Origin of the sequence: Synechococcus sp. CB0101, from assembly GCF_000179235.2 — a bacterium.
Lineage (GTDB): Bacteria > Cyanobacteriota > Cyanobacteriia > PCC-6307 > Cyanobiaceae > Vulcanococcus.
On record NZ_CP039373.1, the window covers coordinates 2,005,255 to 2,024,884 of the forward strand.

General features: G+C 60.2%; 24 protein-coding genes and 1 tRNA gene. 24 read left to right on the plus strand and 1 reads right to left on the minus strand.

The features are described 5' to 3' along the window. Position 1 precedes the first annotated feature (1 nt). The 19 genes from rplX to prfA all read left to right on the plus strand — a co-directional run bounded on the left by rplX (position 2) and on the right by prfA (position 11,466). Positions 2-358, plus strand: coding sequence for a 50S ribosomal protein L24 (gene rplX, locus CB0101_RS10730; RefSeq protein ID WP_010311652.1), 357 nt, complete (start codon positions 2-4; stop codon positions 356-358). 66 nt (positions 359-424) lie between these two features. Then, the gene (rplE, locus tag CB0101_RS10735; RefSeq protein ID WP_010311651.1) at positions 425-964 is read left to right on the plus strand and encodes a 50S ribosomal protein L5; all 540 of its coding nucleotides are present in this window, start codon (positions 425-427) and stop codon (positions 962-964) included. Positions 965-983: 19 nt separating this feature from the next. After that, positions 984-1,385, plus strand: coding sequence for a 30S ribosomal protein S8 (gene rpsH, locus CB0101_RS10740; RefSeq protein ID WP_010311648.1), 402 nt, complete (start codon positions 984-986; stop codon positions 1,383-1,385). A gap of 16 nt (positions 1,386-1,401) precedes the next feature. Continuing rightward, complete coding sequence (gene rplF, locus CB0101_RS10745) at positions 1,402-1,941, plus strand: 50S ribosomal protein L6 (RefSeq protein ID WP_010311645.1); 540 nt, start codon at positions 1,402-1,404, stop codon at positions 1,939-1,941. A gap of 32 nt (positions 1,942-1,973) precedes the next feature. Further along, positions 1,974-2,339, plus strand: coding sequence for a 50S ribosomal protein L18 (gene rplR, locus CB0101_RS10750; protein WP_010311643.1), 366 nt, complete (start codon positions 1,974-1,976; stop codon positions 2,337-2,339). Between the two features lie 14 nt (positions 2,340-2,353). Then, positions 2,354-2,992: a 30S ribosomal protein S5 gene (gene rpsE / locus CB0101_RS10755; RefSeq protein WP_010311640.1), complete on the plus strand. Its 639-nt coding sequence runs from the start codon at positions 2,354-2,356 to the stop codon at positions 2,990-2,992. A gap of 8 nt (positions 2,993-3,000) precedes the next feature. After that, positions 3,001-3,453, plus strand: a complete 453-nt coding sequence (gene rplO / locus CB0101_RS10760) for a 50S ribosomal protein L15 (protein WP_010311637.1) — start codon at positions 3,001-3,003, stop codon at positions 3,451-3,453. A gap of 105 nt (positions 3,454-3,558) precedes the next feature. Then, positions 3,559-4,875, plus strand: coding sequence for a preprotein translocase subunit SecY (secY, locus tag CB0101_RS10765; protein ID WP_010311635.1), 1,317 nt, complete (start codon positions 3,559-3,561; stop codon positions 4,873-4,875). A 57-nt stretch (positions 4,876-4,932) separates the two neighbouring features. Further along, positions 4,933-5,481 carry an adenylate kinase gene (locus tag CB0101_RS10770; RefSeq protein ID WP_010311633.1) on the plus strand — a complete coding sequence of 183 codons (549 nt, stop codon included), beginning with the start codon at positions 4,933-4,935 and terminating at the stop codon, positions 5,479-5,481. 46 nt (positions 5,482-5,527) lie between these two features. Then, complete coding sequence (gene rpmJ, locus CB0101_RS10775) at positions 5,528-5,641, plus strand: 50S ribosomal protein L36 (RefSeq protein ID WP_010311631.1); 114 nt, start codon at positions 5,528-5,530, stop codon at positions 5,639-5,641. A gap of 68 nt (positions 5,642-5,709) precedes the next feature. After that, a complete protein-coding gene (gene rpsM, locus CB0101_RS10780; protein WP_010311628.1) occupies positions 5,710-6,075 on the plus strand; it encodes a 30S ribosomal protein S13 in 366 nt (121 codons plus the stop codon). Between the two features lie 130 nt (positions 6,076-6,205). Further along, on the plus strand, positions 6,206-6,598 hold the full coding sequence (gene rpsK / locus CB0101_RS10785; protein ID WP_010311626.1) for a 30S ribosomal protein S11: 393 nt from the start codon (positions 6,206-6,208) through the stop codon (positions 6,596-6,598). Positions 6,599-6,655: 57 nt separating this feature from the next. Then, positions 6,656-7,594, plus strand: coding sequence for a DNA-directed RNA polymerase subunit alpha (locus tag CB0101_RS10790; RefSeq protein ID WP_010311625.1), 939 nt, complete (start codon positions 6,656-6,658; stop codon positions 7,592-7,594). 51 nt (positions 7,595-7,645) lie between these two features. Continuing rightward, a complete protein-coding gene (rplQ, locus tag CB0101_RS10795; protein ID WP_010311623.1) occupies positions 7,646-7,996 on the plus strand; it encodes a 50S ribosomal protein L17 in 351 nt (116 codons plus the stop codon). Positions 7,997-8,080: 84 nt separating this feature from the next. Next, entirely contained in the window at positions 8,081-8,938 is an 858-nt protein-coding gene (truA, locus tag CB0101_RS10800; protein WP_029553139.1) for a tRNA pseudouridine(38-40) synthase TruA, read from the plus strand. A 177-nt stretch (positions 8,939-9,115) separates the two neighbouring features. Next, positions 9,116-9,568 carry a 50S ribosomal protein L13 gene (gene rplM, locus CB0101_RS10805; protein WP_029553138.1) on the plus strand — a complete coding sequence of 151 codons (453 nt, stop codon included), beginning with the start codon at positions 9,116-9,118 and terminating at the stop codon, positions 9,566-9,568. Further along, positions 9,565-9,966 (plus strand): 30S ribosomal protein S9, encoded by a 402-nt coding sequence (gene rpsI / locus CB0101_RS10810; protein WP_010311617.1) that lies wholly within the window; start codon positions 9,565-9,567, stop codon positions 9,964-9,966. The genes rplM and rpsI overlap by 4 nt, the downstream gene beginning before the upstream one ends. A 31-nt stretch (positions 9,967-9,997) precedes the next feature. After that, entirely contained in the window at positions 9,998-10,255 is a 258-nt protein-coding gene (gene rpmE / locus CB0101_RS10815) for a 50S ribosomal protein L31 (protein ID WP_010311614.1), read from the plus strand. A 113-nt stretch (positions 10,256-10,368) separates the two neighbouring features. Beyond that, positions 10,369-11,466, plus strand: coding sequence for a peptide chain release factor 1 (prfA, locus tag CB0101_RS10820; protein ID WP_010311610.1), 1,098 nt, complete (start codon positions 10,369-10,371; stop codon positions 11,464-11,466). 7 nt (positions 11,467-11,473) lie between these two features. On the opposite strand, the gene CB0101_RS10825 is transcribed toward prfA, so the two are convergent. Continuing rightward, on the minus strand, positions 11,474-12,001 hold the full coding sequence (locus CB0101_RS10825; protein ID WP_010311609.1) for an HNH endonuclease: 528 nt from the start codon (positions 11,999-12,001) through the stop codon (positions 11,474-11,476). A gap of 99 nt (positions 12,002-12,100) precedes the next feature. On the opposite strand from CB0101_RS10825, the gene alr reads away from it, so the two are divergent. The 5 genes from alr (at position 12,101) to CB0101_RS10850 (ending at position 19,629) form a co-directional block, all read left to right on the plus strand. Continuing rightward, positions 12,101-13,291 (plus strand): alanine racemase, encoded by a 1,191-nt coding sequence (gene alr, locus CB0101_RS10830; protein ID WP_010311607.1) that lies wholly within the window; start codon positions 12,101-12,103, stop codon positions 13,289-13,291. Positions 13,292-13,309: 18 nt separating this feature from the next. After that, positions 13,310-13,398: transfer RNA gene (locus CB0101_RS10835), tRNA-Ser, on the plus strand. 432 nt (positions 13,399-13,830) lie between these two features. Further along, on the plus strand, positions 13,831-15,156 hold the full coding sequence (locus CB0101_RS10840; protein WP_136644091.1) for a hypothetical protein: 1,326 nt from the start codon (positions 13,831-13,833) through the stop codon (positions 15,154-15,156). Between the two features lies 1 nt (position 15,157). After that, the gene (locus CB0101_RS10845) at positions 15,158-17,431 is read left to right on the plus strand and encodes a peptidase domain-containing ABC transporter (RefSeq protein ID WP_071778161.1); all 2,274 of its coding nucleotides are present in this window, start codon (positions 15,158-15,160) and stop codon (positions 17,429-17,431) included. 2 nt (positions 17,432-17,433) lie between these two features. Continuing rightward, entirely contained in the window at positions 17,434-19,629 is a 2,196-nt protein-coding gene (locus CB0101_RS10850; protein ID WP_083798696.1) for a peptidase domain-containing ABC transporter, read from the plus strand. Position 19,630: the final 1 nt, after the last annotated feature.

Below are 19,630 nucleotides of genomic sequence, written 5' to 3' on the forward strand. Positions count from 1 at the left end.
GATGGCGACTGCCACCCCTAAAGCCAAGGCTCAGGTGCGCACCAAAATGCGCATCAAGAAGGGCGACACCGTTCAGGTGATCAGCGGTAAGGACAAGGGCAAGACCGGTGAGGTCCTGCGCACCCTTCCCTATGAAAACCGTGTGGTGGTGCAGGGTGTGAACCTGCGCACCCGTCACGTCAAGCCCACCCAAGAGGGCGAGACCGGCCGCATCGTCACCGAGGAAGCCTCCCTGCACGCCTCCAACGTGATGCTGTATTCCACCGACAAAAAGGTGGCCAGCCGCGTCGAAATCGTGGTGGAGAAAGACGGCACCAAGAAGCGCCGCCTCAAGAAAACCGGCGAGATCCTCGACTGATCTCCATCTCTATCAACCTTGTCCGCCTTCTGACCAAGCCCAGAAGCGCAACCCCTGTCCCCCGTCATGTCCCTTAAACAGAACTATCGGGAGAAGATCCAGCCCAAGCTGCTGAAGGATCTCAACCTCTCGAACATCCACGAAGTCCCCAAGCTGGTCAAAGTGACCGTCAACCGGGGCCTCGGTGAAGCCGCCCAGAATGCCAAGGCCCTCGAGGCCTCCATCGAGGAGCTGGCCACGATCACCGGTCAAAAGGTGAATGTGACCCGCGCCAAGAAAGCCATCGCCGGCTTCAAGATCCGTCAGGGCATGCCGATCGGTGTGGCCGTCACCCTGCGTGGCGACCGCATGTATGCGTTCCTCGAGCGTCTGATCCATCTGGCTCTGCCGCGCATCCGCGATTTCCGCGGCGTGAGCGAGAAGAGCTTTGACGGTCGGGGCAACTACACCCTTGGGGTGAAGGAGCAAATCATTTTCCCTGAGATCTCCTTCGACAAGATCGATGCCATCCGGGGCATGGACATCACCATCGTGACCACTGCCCGTAACGACGAAGAGGGCCGGGCCCTCCTCCGCGAGATGGGAATGCCGTTCCGCAGTAACTGAGCCCTCTTCGGACCCGACCATGGCTAATCACGACCCGATTTCCGACATGCTCACCCGCATCCGCAATGCGAGTGAGAAACGTCATCAATCCACCAAGGTGCCTGCATCGCGCATGGCACGCAGCATCGCCAAGGTGCTGCAGCAGGAGGGTTTCATCGCCGAGATCTCTGAAGAGGGTGAAGGCGTTGAAAAGCACCTCGTGCTCGAACTCAAGTACAGCGGTAAGCACCGTCAGCCGCTGATCCGCACCGTGCAGCGCGTCAGCAAGCCCGGTCTGCGCATCTACAAGAACACCCGCCAGCTGCCCAAGGTGCTGGGCGGTCTCGGCGTGGCCATCATCTCCACCTCCAAAGGTGTGATGAGCGACCGCGATGCCCGCAAACAGGGCGTCGGCGGCGAAGTGCTCGCTTACGTCTACTGATCAGGGAGGTTGATCCATGTCTCGTATTGGTAAAGCGCCGATTCCCGTGCCGGGCGGCGTCACCGTCACCCTCAGCGGCCTCGACGTCAAAGTCAAAGGCCCCAAGGGTGAACTGAGCCGCACCCTCCCCGACGGTGTGACCATTGCCCAGGACGGCAGCAACCTGGTGGTTTCTCCCGCGAGCGACAACCGTCGCTCCCGCGAGCGCCACGGTCTCTGCCGCACCCTCGTCGCCAACATGGTGGAAGGGGTGAGCAAGGGCTACACCCGCAAGCTCGAGATCGTTGGCGTGGGCTACCGCGCTGCCGTTCAAGGCAAGAAGCTTGTGGTGAGCGCTGGCTACAGCCACCAGGTGGAGATGGTGCCCCCCGACGGCGTGACCTTCGCCGTTGATGGCAACACCACCGTGCTGGTCACCGGTGCCGACAAGGAACTGGTGGGCAACGAAGCAGCCAAGGTTCGCGCCATTCGTCCGCCTGAGCCCTACAAGGGCAAGGGCATCAAGTACGAGGGTGAACGCATCCTGCGCAAGGCCGGTAAGACCGGTAAGAAATGAGGTCTGCCTGAGCGTCGTTACCCTGTACTGCCATGTCCACACTGTCCCGCAAGCAGCAGACGCAGAAACGCCACCGGCGTCTGCGTCGCAATCTCTCCGGCACCGCCGCGCGTCCGCGCCTGGCTGTGTTCCGCTCCAACAACCACATCTACGCGCAGGTCATCGACGACGAAGCGCAGAGCACCCTCTGCTCTGCCTCCACCGTCGATAAGGAGCTGCGCTCCAACGTCTCGGCCGCTGCCACCTGCGATGCTTCCGTCGCCGTTGGTCAACTGGTCGCCAAGCGTGCCCTCGCCAAGGGCATCCAACAGGTGGTCTTCGATCGAGGCGGCAACCTGTACCACGGCCGTGTCAAGGCCCTGGCTGACGCCGCCCGGGAAGCGGGCCTTCAGTTCTGATCCCTGCTCTCACCATGACCGAAACCAACCAAATCCAGTCCAACGACATCCCGGGCGCGGCTGATGTTCCTGCAGCGGCCGAAGGCCAGCAGGAGCGCCGTGGTGGCCGGGGCGAGGGCCGGGGTGACCGCCGCGGTCGCGGCCGTGACAACCGCCGTGGCCAGGAGCGTGACTCCGAATGGCAAGAGCGCGTGGTGCAAATCCGCCGCGTCTCCAAGACCGTGAAAGGCGGTAAGAAGATGAGCTTCCGGGCCATCGTTGTTGTCGGCAACGAGAAGGGCCAGGTGGGCGTGGGCGTCGGCAAGGCCGGCGATGTGATCGGAGCCGTCCGCAAGGGCGTGGCCGATGGCAAGAAGCACCTGGTGAAGGTGCCCCTCACCCGTCACTCCTCGATCCCCACCCTCGGCAACGGCCGTGACGGTGCCGCCAGCGTGCTGATCCGCCCCGCTGCTCCGGGTACCGGTGTGATCGCGGGTGGCTCGATCCGCACGGTGCTGGAGCTCGCCGGCATCAAGAACGTGCTGGCGAAGCGCCTCGGCTCGAAAACCCCCCTCAACAACGCTCGTGCCGCCATGGATGCCCTGGCTGGCCTGCGTACCCACAAGGAGACCGCCAAGGAGCGTGGCATCTCCCTCGAGCAGATCTACTCCTGAGGATTGCCATGACGTCGCTCAATCTCCAATCCCTCGCCCCCCAGAAGGGCGCCCGTCGCCGCAAGCTCCGCAAGGGCCGTGGCATCGCTGCTGGCCAGGGTGCCAGCTGCGGTTTCGGGATGCGCGGTCAGAAGTCCCGCTCGGGTCGTCCCACCCGTCCGGGCTTCGAAGGTGGCCAGATGCCTCTGTACCGCCGTGTGCCGAAGCTCAAGCACTTCACCGTGATCAACCCCAAGAACTTCACGGTGATCAACGTCGGCAAGCTGGCTGAGATCAAGGCCGGCAGCACCGTCAACCTCGACAGCCTCGTGAAGGACGGCATCGTCACCAGCCCCAAGCACCCCCTGAAGGTGCTCGGCACCGGCGACCTCAAGGTGAAGCTCACCGTTCAGGCCGCCGCTTTCACCGCCAGCGCCCGCGAGAAGATCGAGGCCGCCGGTGGTACCTGCGAAGTGATCTGAGCTTCGGCTTGGTTCTGACCCCGACCCATTAGCGTCGGTGCCGCTTGGCGGAGCCTCCCGGCTTCTCCAGGCGGTTTTTTGTACTCCCTTCTCCGCCCGCCCGTCATGCTCGTCAGCCGGGGTCGCAACCCCAGTGCCGGTGAAATCCTCACCCAGCTGATTCAGGCCAAGGATCTGCGCAACCGCGTTTTGATCACCCTGGGCTTGCTCCTGTTGGTGCGTCTGGGGATTTATATCCCTGTTCCCGGCATCGATCGGGCCGCCTTTCAGGACTTCATCGCCCGCGGTGGTCAGCTGATCGGCTTCCTCGACATCTTCACCGGGGGTGGTATCTCCACCCTTGGGGTGTTTGGTCTGGGAATTCTTCCGTTCATCAACGCCTCGATCATCCTGCAGCTGCTCACCTCAGCGCTGCCGCAGCTGGAAGATCTGCAGAAGAACGAGGGTGAGGCGGGCCGCCGCAAGATCGCCCAATACACCCGCTACGTGGCGTTGGGCTGGGGCATCTTGCAGAGCGTGGTGTTCGCCCTGATCCTGCGGCCCTATGCCACGGCCGGTACCTCCGAGCTGGTGTTTGTGCTGCAAACCGCCGTCGCCCTGGTGACGGGCTCGATGGTGGTGATGTGGATCAGTGAGGTGATCACGGAGCGCGGCATTGGTCAGGGCGCCTCGCTGGTGATCTACCTCAACATCGTGGCCACGCTTCCGCGGGCGCTTGGCTCCACGATCGAGCTCGCCCAGAGCGGCGACCGCAGCACCGTTGGCGGCATCGTGGTGCTGGTGGCGGTGTTCCTGATCACGATCGTGGGCATCGTCTGCGTGGAGGAGGGCAGCCGCCGCATTCCCATCGTTAGTGCCAAGCGGCAGGTGGGTGGTGCCACCCTCTCGGCGCGCCAGAGCTATCTGCCCCTGAAGCTCAACGCCGGCGGCGTGATGCCGATCATCTTTGCTTCGGCCGTGGTGTTTCTGCCGCTCACCATTGCCAACATCACCAAGCAGCCCTGGTTGATCAACATCGCTGCGGCTCTGAGCCCCAACAGCGGTACCCCCTGGTTGTATGCCCTGCTCTTTTTCGGGCTGATCATCGGGTTTTCCTTCTTCTACGCCACGCTCACGATTAACCCGGTGGATGTGGCCACCAACCTCAAGCGCTCGGGCGTGGCCATTCCAGGTGTTCGCCCCGGCTCAGCCACCGCTGGCTATCTCAGCGGTGTGCAGAACCGGCTCACCCTGCTGGGTGCTCTGTTCCTTGGAGCGGTGGCGATCATCCCCTCCGCCGTGGAATCGGCCACCCAGGTGAAAACGTTCCAGGGCCTGGGCGCCACCAGCCTGCTGATCCTGGTGGGTGTGGCGATCCAAACCGCCAAACAACTTCAAACCGCTGTGATCTCGCAGCGCTACGAGGGCATGGTGCGCCAGTAGGGCGACCCGCCTGCCTCGATTCCGTTTGTTCTCTCGTTCCCGTTCGCGTATTCGGTCATGAAGCAACGCCTCCTCTTCCTGGGTCCCCCTGGTGCTGGCAAAGGCACCCAGGCCCAGCGCCTCGCCGAGAGCCAGGGGCTGCTCCATCTCTCCACCGGCGATCTGCTCCGCGCTGAGGTGGCTGCCGGCAGTGAGCTCGGGAAGGAAGCCGAAGCGGTGATGGCCCGCGGCGAACTGGTGAGCGACGCGCTGGTGCTCGCGATTGTGCGCAGCCGTCTGCAGTCGCACAGCGGCGGTTGGCTGCTGGATGGTTTCCCCCGCAATGTGGCCCAGGCCGATGCCCTGGCGGCTCTGCTCGAGGAACTCGGCCAGCAGATTGAGCTGGTGGTGCTCATGGAGCTCGACGATGCGGTGCTGGTGCAGCGCCTGCTCTCCCGCGGCCGCGCCGATGACAACGAGGAGGTGATCCGCCACCGCCTCGAGGTGTACCGCCAGCAGACCGAACCCCTGATCGCTTATTACCGCGAGCGTCAGCTCCTGGCTCCCGTTGAAGCCGCAGGCACGGTGGAGGAGATCGGAGCGCGGATCGCCCAGGTCTTGGCTTGACCGCTGTGGTAGGTTCGTCGTTTGCAAAATTGGAGAGACCGCTCCCATGAAGGTGCGTGCCTCGGTCAAGAAAATGTGCGACAAGTGCCGGGTGATTCGTCGCCACGGCCGGGTGATGGTGATTTGCGCCAACCCCAAGCACAAGCAGCGCCAGGGTTGATCCCTGGTTGAGTCTTGCCATCGGCCTTCGGGCCAACCCCTCCCCTGCTCACCCCATCGTTAGTTTCTGTGGCTCGGATTGCCGGCGTTGATATTCCTCGCGACAAGAGGATCGAAATCGCCCTCACCTACGTGTACGGGATTGGCCTGACCACGGCCCAAAAAATCCTGGCCAAAACCGGTGTCAACCCTGATACACGCGTCAAAGACCTCGACGACGCCGACGTGCAAAAGCTGCGCGGCGCCGCTGAGTCCTACACGCTGGAAGGCGACCTGCGCCGCCAGGAAGGCATGGCGATGAAGCGCCTGCAGGACATCGGCTGCGTGCGTGGTCGTCGTCACCGTGCCGGCCTGCCCGTGCGTGGTCAGCGCACCCGCACCAACGCCCGCACCCGCCGTGGCGCCCGTAAGACCGTTGCCGGTAAGAAGAAGTAAGGCCTGACCTCACTTCCGGCCTTCGGCCCAACCCTTCGCACCTGCCGCTCGGTTCCCATAGGGCACCGGCGTCACCAGGTTGCCCCCCTCAGTTCCCTGATCACCTCCCTGCTCTTGCAGGGCTTTATCCATGGCCAAGCCCGCCAAGAAATCCGGCGCCAAGAAGACCAAGCGGAATGTGCCCAACGGTGTGGCGCACATTCAGAGCACCTTCAACAACACCATCGTTTCGATCACCGACACCGCTGGTGAAGTGATCTCCTGGAGCTCCGCAGGAGCCAGCGGCTTCAAGGGCGCCCGTAAGGGCACGCCTTTCGCCGCCCAGACCGCCGCAGAAGCAGCCGCTCGTCGCGCCCTTGAGCAGGGGATGCGCCAGATCGAGGTGCTGGTGCGCGGTCCTGGTTCCGGCCGTGAAACCGCCATCCGTGCTCTGCAGGTGGCCGGTCTGGAGATCACCCTGATTCGCGACGTCACCCCCCTGCCCCACAACGGCTGCCGCCGCTCCAAGCGTCGCCGGGTCTGATCCGACGCCTTGCCCCGCCCCAGAGGGGGCTCCTCCTCTTCTTTCGAGCTTCAGACCGTGTTGCAGTACCAGATCGATCGGGTTGAACACCAGATCGCCGACGACCGTTCCCAGACCGGCGTCTTTGTGATCGGCCCCCTTGAGCGGGGTCAGGCCATCACCCTCGGCAACTCCCTGCGCCGCGTGCTGATGGGAGCCCTTGAGGGCAGCGCCATCACCGCCGTGCGCATCGCCGGCGTGAACCACGAGTACGCCACCGTTCCCGGTGTGCGCGAAGACGTTCTCGACATCCTGCTCAACTGCAAGGACATCGCCGTCAGCAGCCGCACCCGCGAGCTGGAGATCGGTCGCCTGGTGGCCAACGGCCCCTGCACCGTCACCGCCTCCGACCTGCAGTTCTCCTCGCAGGTGAGCGTGATCGACGGCGACCGTCCGATCGCCACCGTGGCCGACGGCTACAGCCTCGAGCTCGAAGTGCACGTGGAGCGTGGCGTGGGTTACCGCCCCGTCGATCGTCGCAGCGAAGACACCAGCGCCATCGATCTGCTGCAGATCGATGCCGTGTTCATGCCGGTGCGCCGCGTGAACTACAGCGTGGATGAAACCGCTGTGGGTGAAGGTGGCTCCGCCCGCGAGCGCCTGCGCCTCGAAATCGAAACCGACGGCTCCGTCACCCCTGACGATGCCATGGCCCAGGCGGCTAACCAGCTGATTGCGCTGTTCCAGCCCCTGGCCAGCCTCACCATGGTGGACGAGCCCGGCCTGGAGCCCGAGCCTTCCGCCGAGGCCCAGATTCCTCTCGAGGAACTGAATCTCTCCGTGCGTGCTTACAACTGCCTGAAGCGTGCCCAGGTCAACTCCGTGTCCGACCTGATGGGCTTCAGCTACGAAGATCTGCTGGAGATCAAGAACTTCGGTTCCAAGTCGGCCGATGAAGTGATCGAAGCGCTTGAGCGCATCGGCATTTCCCTGCCCCAGAGCCGCACCAGCGCCTGATCGAGCGCGAGTCGTTCCCTTTTCTGTTCACACCCATCCTCCGCATCCGTCATGCGCCACCAGTGCCGAGTTCCCAAGCTGGGACGCCCCGCTGACCAACGCAAAGCCATGCTGCGCGCTCTCACCACGCAGCTGATCCGCGAAGGTCGCCTCACCACCACCAAGGCCCGTGCCAAGGCTCTGCGCGATGAAGCCGAGCGCATGATCAGCCTGGCCAAGGACGGCAGCCTTGCTGCCCGTCGCCGCGCCATCGGCTACATCTACGACAAGCAGCTCGTGCACGCCCTGTTCGACAAGGCCCAGGAGCGTTACGGCGATCGCAACGGCGGCTACACCCGCATCATCCGCACCGTGCCCCGCCGCGGTGACAACGCCGAGATGGCGATCATCGAGCTGGTCTGATCCAGCTTCAACGCCTCAACCGGCCGCGCGTGATCCCTGGATCCGCGCGGCTTTGTTGTGTCTGGCCCGTGTGCCTTCGCCGTCGTGGAACCGTCTGCTGACCCTCTCACTCCCGCAGCACGGCGCATCGCGCTCTGCCTGCAATACGACGGCGCCCCCTACTGCGGCTGGCAGCGGCAGCCACGCGACCCCAGCGTTCAGGAGACCCTCGAACGGGCGATTGCCGCCTTGGATCCCCGCCGCCCGCTGAGCGTGCAGGCCGCCGGTCGCACCGATACCGGCGTGCACGCCGCAGCTCAGGTGGTGCACTTCGATGCTGAGGGGCCTATCCCTGCCCAGCGATGGCCGGCTGCGTTGAACGGGCGGCTTCCCGCCAGCATCCGCGTGCGCGCCGGTGCGGAGGTGCCCGCCGACTGGCATGCCTGCTTCAGCGCCAGCTACCGCCGCTACCGCTACACGCTTTACAACGCTCGCCTGCCCAATCTGTTTCTCGCGCCCTGGAGCTGGCATCGCTATCAGCTGCGCCTCGATGAGCAGCTGATGCGCCAGGCCCTGGAGGGCATGCTCGGCGAGCATGACTTTGCGGCGTTTGAGCGGGCCGGGAGTTCCCGGTCTCACTCGCGCACCACCCTCCAGGAGGTGACGGTGGAGCGGCGTGGTGATCTGATCGAGGTGGAGCTGCAGGCCAGCGGTTTTCTCTACGGCATGGTGCGGCTGGTGATGGGCCAGCTGGTGGCGGTGGGGGAGCAGCGCCTGAGCCTGGCCGCCTTTGAGCGGCGCTGGCGCAGCCGTGCGCGGGATGAGGTGAAAGAAGCCGCACCGCCCCACGGGCTCACCCTGCTGCGGGTGGGTTACCCCACAACAGTGTTTCCCGACGCTGCCTGGTACGATTGTCAACCGCGGTATTTGCTGGAGTGTTCCGACTCTCCACCCCGCGCCTGAGTAAGCCCTCCGTGAAGGGGGCGTGTCAGGCGGCGAGGTAGGGTCGCTCCACGAGCTTCAGACGTCCGAGTGATCGGATGCCCTGCCGTCCCAGTCCAGACCTTCCGTCCAGACGCCCTGTCCCGCCCCCTGCTCGCTTGAGCAGTGGAGCTCTTACCGATCCGGCCCGCCGGTGCGATGAACAAGACTCTCGTTCCCCCTCAGGATCCCTCCAGTCGCCAGTGGTATCTGGTGGATGCTGAGAACCAGACCCTCGGCCGTCTCGCCAGCGAAGTGGCATCGGTGCTCCGGGGCAAGAACAACCCCAACTTCGCTCCTCACATTGATGCCGGCGATTTCGTCGTGGTGATCAATGCCGAGAAGGTGAAGGTCAGCGGCAACAAGTTCACCGAGAAGGTCTACCGCCGTCACTCGGGTCGTCCCGGTGGCATGAAGACCGAATCCTTTGCGGCGCTTCAGGCACGTATCCCTGAGCGGATCATCGAGAAGGCCGTGAAGGGCATGCTGCCCCACAACGCCCTCGGTCGTCAGCTGTTCCGCAAGCTGAAGGTGTACAAGGGTGCCGAGCACCCCCACGCCGCCCAGCAGCCCCAGGCCCTCGCCCTCGATCCCGCCGCTTCCGCCCAATGAGCACCAACTCCGTCGTCTACTGGGGAACCGGCCGCCGCAAGACCGCTGTCGCCCGTGTGCGTGTGGTTCCCGGCACCGGCACCGTGACCATCAATGGTCGCCCCGGCGATAACTACCTCAACTACAACCCCGTTTATCTGGCTGCGGTCACCGCTCCTCTCCAGACCCTGGGTCTGGCCAGCGAGTACGACCTGCTGGTGAATGTGCGCGGCGGTGGTCTTACCGGCCAGGCCGACGCCATCAAGCAGGGTGCAGCCCGTGCGCTGTGTGAGCTCTCCCCCGAGAACCGCAAGCCCCTCAAAACCGAAGGTCACCTCAGCCGTGACCCCCGCGCCAAGGAGCGTCGTAAGTACGGCCTGAAGAAAGCCCGTAAGGCTCCTCAGTTCTCCAAGCGCTGATCCCGCGTTCGCTTCTCAGCCCCTACTCGTCATGCCGAAGGCCGAAATCCATCCCACCTGGTATCCCGATGCCAAGGTGATCTGCAACGGAGAGGTGGTGATGACCACCGGCTCCACCTCGCCCGAACTCCACGTGGATGTGTGGAGTGGCAACCACCCCTTCTACACCGGTACCCAGAAGATCCTCGACACCGAGGGTCGTGTGGATCGCTTCATGCGCAAGTACGGCATGGGCGGTGCCGCCGCTGCCGATGCTGGCGAGAAGAAGGCCGCCGAGGCCAAGGCCTGATCGCCTTCACCCTGATGGTTGCTGCGCTTCCGGCGCCGTGATCACCGAGAGCCGGATGCTTCAGGGCATCCGGCTTTTTGCTGCCCACCGGTTCCTGGCCGTTCCTTTCCTGCATGGATGCCTCCTTCCTGAGTGAGCGCCTCGACGCGGCGCGCACCACCTTCGACACCCTGGAGCGGCAGCTGGCGGATCCGGATGTGGCCGCCAACCCTGCCCAGCTCGAACCGATCGCCCGCGAACGGGCTCGGCTGGAGCCCCTGGTGATGGGCTACGACGAACTTCAGACCCTCCAAGGCCAGGAGCAGCAGGCCCGTGAGCTGCTGCGCGAGAGCCGCGGTGATCTCGACCTCGAGGCCCTGGCTCAGGAGGAACTGGCTGAGCTGGCGACGCGCATCAGCGCTTTGGAGGAACAGCTCACCCTGGCCTTGCTGCCCCGTGATCCCCGCGATGAACGCAGCGTGATGCTGGAGATCCGCGCCGGGGCCGGCGGCGATGAGGCGGCGCTGTGGGCCGGTGATCTGGCGCGCATGTATGAGCGCTATGCCCAGAGCGTGGGCTGGAAGGTGCAGCCGGTGAGTGCTTCGGAAGCTGAGCTCGGCGGCTACAAGGAATTGATCCTGGCGATCAAGGGCGATGGCGTATTCAGCCAGCTGAAATTTGAGGCCGGCGTGCACCGGGTGCAGCGGGTGCCGGCTACCGAATCCCAGGGCCGCGTACACACCTCCACCGCCACGGTGGCGGTGATGCCGGAGGCTGATCCCGTGGAGGTGCAGATCGACCCCGGCGACCTGGAGATCAGCACGGCCCGCTCCGGCGGTGCCGGCGGCCAGAACGTGAACAAGGTGGAAACCGCCGTGGATCTACTCCACAAACCCACGGGCATCCGCGTGTTCTGCACCCAGGAGCGCTCCCAGTTGCAGAACCGCGAGCGGGCATTGGAGATCCTGCGGGCCAAGCTCTATGAGCGTGAGCTGGCGACTGCCAACGCCGAGGAGCGCTCGGCTCGCCTGGCGCAGGTGGGCACGGGCGATCGCAGCGAAAAGATCCGCACCTACAACTACAAAGACAACCGCACCACCGATCACCGCCTCGGCCGCAACTTCTCGTTGGAGCCAGTGCTGCAGGGTCAGTTGGCCGAGCTGATCGGCGCGTGCGTGTCGGCCGATCAGCGCCGTCAGCTTGAGGAATTGGCGGAGCAGGCCGGCGGCTGAGGCTGGCTCAGGCTGCGGCGTTCTGGCCGTTGTCGTCCCAGCCCTGCACGTACTTGGCCCACTCGCTGTGTTGGCCACGGGCCATTTGCCGCTGGGCCTCGAACAACGGCCCACTCAGCGGCCGACGCGGGGGCTGCAGCAGCAGCATCCCTGCTTCGCGTGGGGTGCGATTGCCCTTGTGCACGTTGCAGCGCAGGCAGGCGGTGGTCACGTTGTCCCAGCTGTGGCTGCCGCCGCGGCTGCGGGGCATCACATGATCGATCGAGAGCCGTTCGCTCTCGCTGCCGCAGTACTGGCAGCGGTGGCCATCGCGTTGGAACAGATTGCGGCGGGTGAGCGGCAGGGCCCGGAACGGCACCCGCACAAATTGGCGCAGGCGGATCACCGTGGGGCGGTGCAAGCCTGGGCGCAACTGCAGATCGCTGGCGTGCTCCAGGCCTTCGGCCTTTCCCTTGAGCACCATCACCGTGGCGCGCCGCCAGCTCGTGATGTTGAGCGGCTCGTAAGAGGCGTTGAGAACCAGTACGTGGCCCATGGGAGTGGCCCCTGGCAGCCCTGGAATTGCCCGTCATGCTAAGGGCCCTGTTCGAAAGGTGATGCAGTCCCGCTTACGCTTTCGGCAACGCCCTGCCGGATGACAGACCCTTCCCCGGCCATCAGCCCTTCGGGTGACCCCTGGCCCCATCCACGCCAGCGGGCCTGGGTGGAGGTGTGCGAAGCGGCTGTGCAGGCCAATGCTCGCAGCCTGCGTCGTTCCCTGGCCCCCGGTTGCCAGCTGATGGCTGTGGTGAAGGCCGACGGCTACGGCCACGGTGCGGTGCCGGTGGCGCGGGCCGCCGCCGCTGGTGGCGCTAGCACTTTTGGGGTGGCCACCCTGCAGGAGGGGGTGGAACTGCGCCAGGCGGGGTTGCGTCAGCCGGTGCTGGTGCTGGGCAACCTCACCCAACCGGAGGAGTTGCGGGCCTGCCTGCACTGGCAGTTGATGCCCACCCTCAGCGGCATGCGCGAGGCGCTGCTCTGCCAGAACCTGGCGGCGGGCAGCGGCCGGCCCATGGCGGTGCAGCTCAAGCTGGATACGGGCATGGCTCGCCTCGGTGCGCCTTGGCAGGAAGGGCGCCGCATCGCGGAGGCCATCTCCGCTCTAGAGGCGGTGCAGCTCGCCGGGCTCTATTCCCACCTGGCGGATGCCGATGCCCCTGGCACGGTCCTCGATCCGCTCACCCGTCAGCAGCAGGAGCGCTTCGAGCAGGTGCTCACCGGTGTTCAGGAGGCCGGCCTGGCCTGTGGCAGCCGCCACCTGGCCAATTCCGCCGGCACCTTGCGTACCGCCCAACTTCACTACGACATGGTGCGCGTGGGGCTGGCCCTCTACGGCCAGCGGCCGGCAGTGCACCTGGGGGGCAGCTTGGCGCTGCAGCCGGCCATGCAGGTGCGGGCGCGGGTGAGCCTGATTCGGGAGGTGCCGGCCGGCACGGGTGTGAGCTACGGCCATCGCTTCACCACCCAGCGCCCCAGCCGCTTGGCGGTGGTGAGCATCGGCTATGCCGATGGGGTACCAAGGCTGCTCTCCAACCGGCTGCAGGTGCTGCACCATGGCCGCCGCATCCCCCAGGTGGGGGCGATCACCATGGACCAGCTGGTGCTCGATGCCACGGAGGCACCGGAGCTGGAGCAGGGCAGCGTGGTGACGCTGCTGGGCAGCGATGGCGGCGAGCGCATCGATCCGCTGGCCTGGAGCGATCCCTGCGGCACGATCCCCTGGGAGATCCTCTGCGGGTTCAAGCATCGGCTGCCGCGCCTGCCGATGGCTGGTCCCGACGCCTGATAAGCTTGGCGAGCCGCTGGAGAGGTGGCTGAGTGGTTGAAAGCGGCTCCCTGCTAAGGAGTTACAGGAGGCAACTTCTGTCGAGGGTTCGAATCCCTCCCTCTCCGTTTTAAACGATCTTTTGATTGCCTTCGGTGATAAGGCATTCAACTGATTTTGATTTCCTAGATCGTCAACGGCTTGCGTTGAAAGCGATCGAAACTGTTGGGCAACGTCGATTGGTGGCGCCGAATGGTGTCGTGATGGTGGTGCCAAGGCGCTATCGCCTGGCTCAACATCCTCTCTTTCAACGGGCCGTGATCGCGGGGAGCCTCATGCTCGGTTGAACATGTTTGCGATGGCTATAGATCTTCTTGCTGGAGAGATGCGAATCGATCACGTCATTGGCTGCAGGGTTGTAGTTCAACTCTGGAAAACAATTGAATCGTGATCCTTGTATCCTGCTAGGCTTGGGCTCATATTCATCCGGTTTTCGCTCGGCGATGCGACTCCGTGTCAAGCAGACGAGCAAGCAGGCTTTTCAGATCCTGAGGCCTCCCTTGTTCTGGGTTGCCAGTGGATTGGTGGCGGTGACGGCGGTGCTAACGGGCTGGGCGGTTTTAGCAAGAATTCCTGAGACCACAACTGGATTGGGCACGCTAACGCCAATTGATAGCGTGTTTTCGATTTCGGCGAACGGGAGTGGCACCGTCTTGTACCCCATCCGTTGGGTTAAGGATCAGTACCGGTACTCGCCACCAGCTTGGAGTAAGCAGGCATTTGATTATCTTGAAAATCCTCGGAGTGTGTCCGATGAAGATCTCTATCGCTTGATTCAGTCGGTTCTTGAATCAATTACAGTCTACGATACAGAAAGATTCCCCGTTGATAGTGCCAATCGTGGCCTTAAACGTGATGGTGAGAATTATACGCTTGATTTTGCGGCGAATGATGTGATCGTGATCATTGAGAACTCGGCGGCACGCACCAAGCTTCAAGGAGCCCTTTTGGCACTGACGGAAAGCATTGAGCTTCTGCAGGCTGTGCAGAGCAGCCAGAAAGAATCTACTGAGTATGGGCAAGCAACTCTTGACGAGCAGGCTGATTTGCTCAAGCGCCTACAGAAGGTCTACGAGCAAGGTGCGATCAATCGGGAACAGTTCTTGCAGTCCAAGTCAAGCCTTTCGGCATCAAAGTCGAATCAGGCGAGCCAGATCAGTCAATTGAATAAGATTAAAACCGAAATATCTCAAAACAAAATAGAGTTAAAGAATGTCTTTTCTGACTATCTGCGTTCCTCGGTCGTCTTTGCGAATGATCCAGGTCGTGTGGATGCACTCATTGCACCGCAGTGGAGTGAAGTACAGCCTGGGGCGGAAGTGATGACCATCTCGTGGAGTCAAAAACTCAAGCCCAATACCATTCCCGTTTTTGTTGATCAGCGCTCAGCTTCTATGATTTCGCTTGGCAACCAAATTATTGCTACACCCTCTGGCTTCAGTGCAGCGGAGGTGGGCGGCATCAAAGGTCGTGTGTCCAGCATTGATGCTCAACCCTTATCGGTGGCGCAATTAACGAAGCGTTTGGGCTCTGAGGGTTTAGCGAGCACCGTGGCCTCTGGTGGTGCCTATCAGGTGTTTGTCCAGCTTCAACGTGTCGTTAACACGTCAAGTTCCAGGGAAGAGGTGGGATCCAATCGTGGTGGCTATGTCTGGAATAACCGTAGTAATCCTCCCGTGCCACCGCGAGAAGGAATGCTGATGCAAGTTCAATTTACTACGCGCTATCGAACTCCTCTGGAAATGCTGATCCCAGCGGTTAAGGAGTTCATGGGATTGGAAGAGCCAGCGCGCTTCCGCAATCTTCAGGCAGGCGGTGGTCAATAAGATGCCACAAGGTGTGATGGCGCGTTTTTCTGCATGGAGAAGTGCAGTCTTAAGACGAAAGGTTCCTCTTGTTCTGCAGTATGAGGTGGCCGAATGCGGGGCCGCTTCGTTATCAATGGTTCTTAGATACTTTGGGCTCTTTCTGCCTCTATCTAAGCTGCGCTATGAATGCGGAGTGAGTCGAGATGGAAGCAATCTTCTCAATATCAAGAAGGCTGCTGAGACGCTTGGCATGAGCTGTAGTGGCATTAAGTTGACTGCGGATGAAATGTTTTCCTATTCACCCAAGCAGCCTTGTATCTGCTGGTGGGACTATAATCACTTTGTTGTGCTCGAGTCAATTCACTCTCGCAAGGCATGCATTGTGGATCCTGCTCAAGGGCGATACAAACTGAGCCTATCTGATTTCAATCATCACTTCTCTGGCATTGCCTTGTTGCTAGAGCCAACCGCTTCCTTTGTGAAAGCCGGTCGACCTGAACGTGAATTTCAGTCGTTTCTAAAGCATTTACTGAATTATAAGACTGTCCTGGCAATTATTATTGTTTTAGCAGTCTTTGGGGCCCCGCTTTCCCTATTCTCTGCTGGTCTGTCCGGAGCTTTTCTCTCGGAATTTATTCAGAATCAGCGCTTTGGCTATGGAATTCCAATTGTATGGCTCACACTGCTGATCGCTTTTCTCAACATTGTCGACTCTCTTCTCAATTCCAATCTATATCGCCGGCTAAGAGTTGACTTTTCAAAAAAGCTTACGCTTGATATTGGGCAGAAGCTCTTTACAGTTAACTTTGACTTCTACACAACACGTTTTATCGGCGATATTGCGGGCCGTCTGAGTATTGGCAATCAGGTTTCTTCAGAGCTCTTTCACACATTTACTCCCAAGTTTGTTGATATTATGGGGTCTATCCTCGTGGCCCCTTTTATTCTCCTGATCTCGTGGCAGTTGTCTCTGCTGACGATTATCTATTTGTTGTTAACGACTTCCTTGTCGGCTCTAACAACGTTGAGCACCGTTGACGACCTTAGATCGATCGATCTTGAATCGGGTAAAGTGTCTGGAATCTATGTCCGGATGCTGAAGGATATTCGCCTCATTAAGGCCTGCAACCTAGACTTCCGCTATATCTCAGAAATTCTAGATCTCAATGCGCCTTTGCTGGTCAAGACGCAGCAAATTGACCTGAAAATACGCAGCTTAGGGCTTGTAGGCGATTTTTTATCGGCTTTTTATGAATACAGCTCGATTGCTTTGGCGGCGCTACTCGTGATTCAGGGAGATATCAACCTAGCGGGTTTTACGGCTTTTCAAACACTGAGGGGATATCTCACCGCACCAATTGCCCAGCTTGCCTCCATGTTCGAAGATCTTCAACGTGCGAATGCTTCGCTGGGGCGCCTTGTTGATCTCTTTGGTGTGCAGGACGATACTCGAATCCAATCTTTAGATCTTATTGCCCAACAAAGTCGATTCGCCCCCCGCGCTGTTCAGCAGAGGCCTTCCAATGGTGCCCTCTTGAGTGATCAACCACTCCATCTGCAAATTGTCAATCTCAGCTACGCATTCTCGCCTCTTCAGGCGCCAGTTGTTTCAGGGCTCAACCTCGATCTTCCGCCTGGTTCGATGACTACCATCGTTGGTCCTAGCGGCTCCGGTAAGTCAACACTCTTAAAGATTATTGCAGGTCTTTCTGGTGCTTATGAAGGATCACTTCTCTTCAATGGTTTGACGTGGGCTGATTATGAAGATGCATCATTGCGGTCAGCGCTTGGTTACGTCTCGCAAGACAACATTCCAATTCGTGGCACTATTCTTGATAATATACGCCTTTTTGATTCGTCAATCTCTGAGGCCGAGGTTGAGCAAGCTGCTCATCTTGCTCGGTTTGCAGAGGTGGTTGCTCAGTTGCCAAGAGGCTTGCAAACCCGTCTCAAGGATGGTGGAATGGCCCTATCTGGAGGCCAGCTTCAGCGGCTTGCGATTACACGTTCGCTTTGCCGTTCACCAAAGCTTTTGATTCTCGATGAGGCCACTAGTGCCTTGGATATTCCTACAGAGCGGGCGATTCTCGAGTCGGTTCGCTCGCTCGGTATTACTGTTCTTTGTGTTGCTCACCGGCTGGTCGCAGCTGAAATGAGTGATCAAGTTGTGGTGATGCGCGCTGGTTCAATCGTTGAGCGGGGCTCTCCTTCCGAACTCAATTCACAACAGTCCTCAATTTATTCCAATTTGCTCAGCTTCGAATCCAGTATCGACATCACCCCTAACGACTGACGATGGCTTCTCAATCTTCCAGTCGCGAGCTACAAGAGCAGATTCTGGCTTCTGCTAACACTCTCGTTGAATTCGAACCCCAGGGGCGCCAGTTACCTAGTCGTCTCACAGACGAAGATTCAACGCATAAGCTGATCATCTTTCTGCGTCGTTATTTTGGCCTTTCTGAGGAGAGCGCTGTCAAAGATGCGGATACAGTCGAAGATGTTCTCGCTATCAATGGATTCTTCATTCGTCCTGTAACCCTGAAGAAAGATCGACCATCATGGCAATCTAACCCGATACTTGTTGATTCGCCTGATGGTAATAATCTCTCAGTTCTTGATACTAGATCACGGCAGATGGCCCTGATCAGTCTGGAAGATTTTGCTGAAGAGCGAATTCACGATCCTGTTGGGCTCGCTGATCGTGTAGGCGACTCTGGATATGAGGTTTATCCACTGCTCCCTGAAGGTGCTACCTCTGTTAGGGCTCTGATTGCGTTTATTCTGCCCGCCATCCAGGCTGATCTGATTCGTTCGTTGGCACTGGCGATTGTCCTGATCGCTTTTGCGCTTGTTTCTCCGTTGATCACTGGACGTGTTGTCGGTGATGTGGTGCCAAGTGGAGATCTGGCTTGGGTAGCTGCTGTATTTGTGATCGGTATCATCCTTGCTGTTTATCAGTCTGCATTTTCTTATCTCAAGTCATTTTATACCGCTCGAATCTCTAATCAACTCACGCTTCGACTCGACCCCGCGCTGTTTCATCGCGTGTTGGCTTTGCCGGTGGGTTTTCTTGAGCAGTACACCACCGGAGATCTGAGTACCCGTCTGAATTCCATCTCAAGCATTGTTTCTACGATCTCTTCCCAGTCTCTCGCCACCCTGTTGAACTCCTTATCTCTGCTGGGATATGGAGGGATGATGCTCTATCTGGATGCAGGCCTAAGCGTGCCACTGTTTATCTATGTCTTCTTAAGCTCAATCATCCAGGTTCTGTTGGTTCGCAGGCAGCTCAAGCTCTATCGGCAGTCAGTTCCTCAGGGTGCTGAGAATTATGATCTCACGATTGAAACCCTGTCGTCTATTGCCCAGATCAGGGTATCTGGTAACGAGCCTTTCTTTCTGCAAAGGTGGTACTCCAGTCTATTGGGTATCCTGCGTCTTAATATCCAGGCTGAGAAGTTATCCGACTGGAACAGGGCTGCTTCCAGCGTCTTGCAAACGCTTGGCATCGCCATCTTGTATGTGGCTTTAATTCGCAAGCTTCTCGGTGCCAACTCTTTGGAGCAGGTGGCGTTGGGGGTGTCAACCTTCATCGTTTTTACCAATGCGTATTCTGGTTTTTCCAATGCGCTGTTGTCACTTGCTTCTCTTGTTAATACTGTAACTGGCACGCTTCTGGTCGAGATTGACCGCGTATTGCCCTTGCTCAGGCAGTCGGACGAGTCTACGGCCTACTTTGGCGACGAACGCAAGAGCCTTGACGGCGCTATTGAATTCAGGGATGTGGTTTTTTCTTATGCTGGCGCGGAGAGTAGTTCTCCCCTCTTCTCTGGGCTGAACTTTGATCTGAAGCCCGGAAAGTTTAATGTGATCTTTGGCCCCAGTGGATCCGGTAAGTCCACCATCCTATCGCTGATCCTTGGGTTTGTGATTCCTCAGGATGGCTCAATTCTTATTGATGGGATTCCACTCAACAAGCTTGATATTCGCGCTTTCAGGTCGCAAATCGGAGCTGTTCTCCAGCAATCTGAGCTCACGCCGGGTTCGATTCTTGATGCTGTGACCGGTAGCCTCGAGACATCAGAGGACAATGTTTGGCAAGCGCTCAGTCTCGTCAATATTGCTGAAGAAGTGGCAGCGATGCCCATGAAGCTTCAGACGATTCTCTCCGAGGGCTCATCGGTGATCTCGGGTGGTCAGAGGCAGCGGCTCTGCATTGCTCGGGCTCTACTCAATCATCCGCGCATGCTGCTTGAGGATGAAGCAACGAGTGCCCTCGATGCCTATTCGCAATCGGTGATCATTGAAAACTTGCGACAGCGATCGATTACCCGCATCGTAGTGGCTCATCGAATCGCTACCGTTCGAGACTGTGACCATATGGTGGTGATCAACCGAGGCAAGGTTGAGGCCTCCGGAACATTTCAAGAGTGCCTTGCCCAGTCATCTTTCTTGCAAGAGGCCGTGCGGGGTCTTTCTGGGGCGCCCTAGC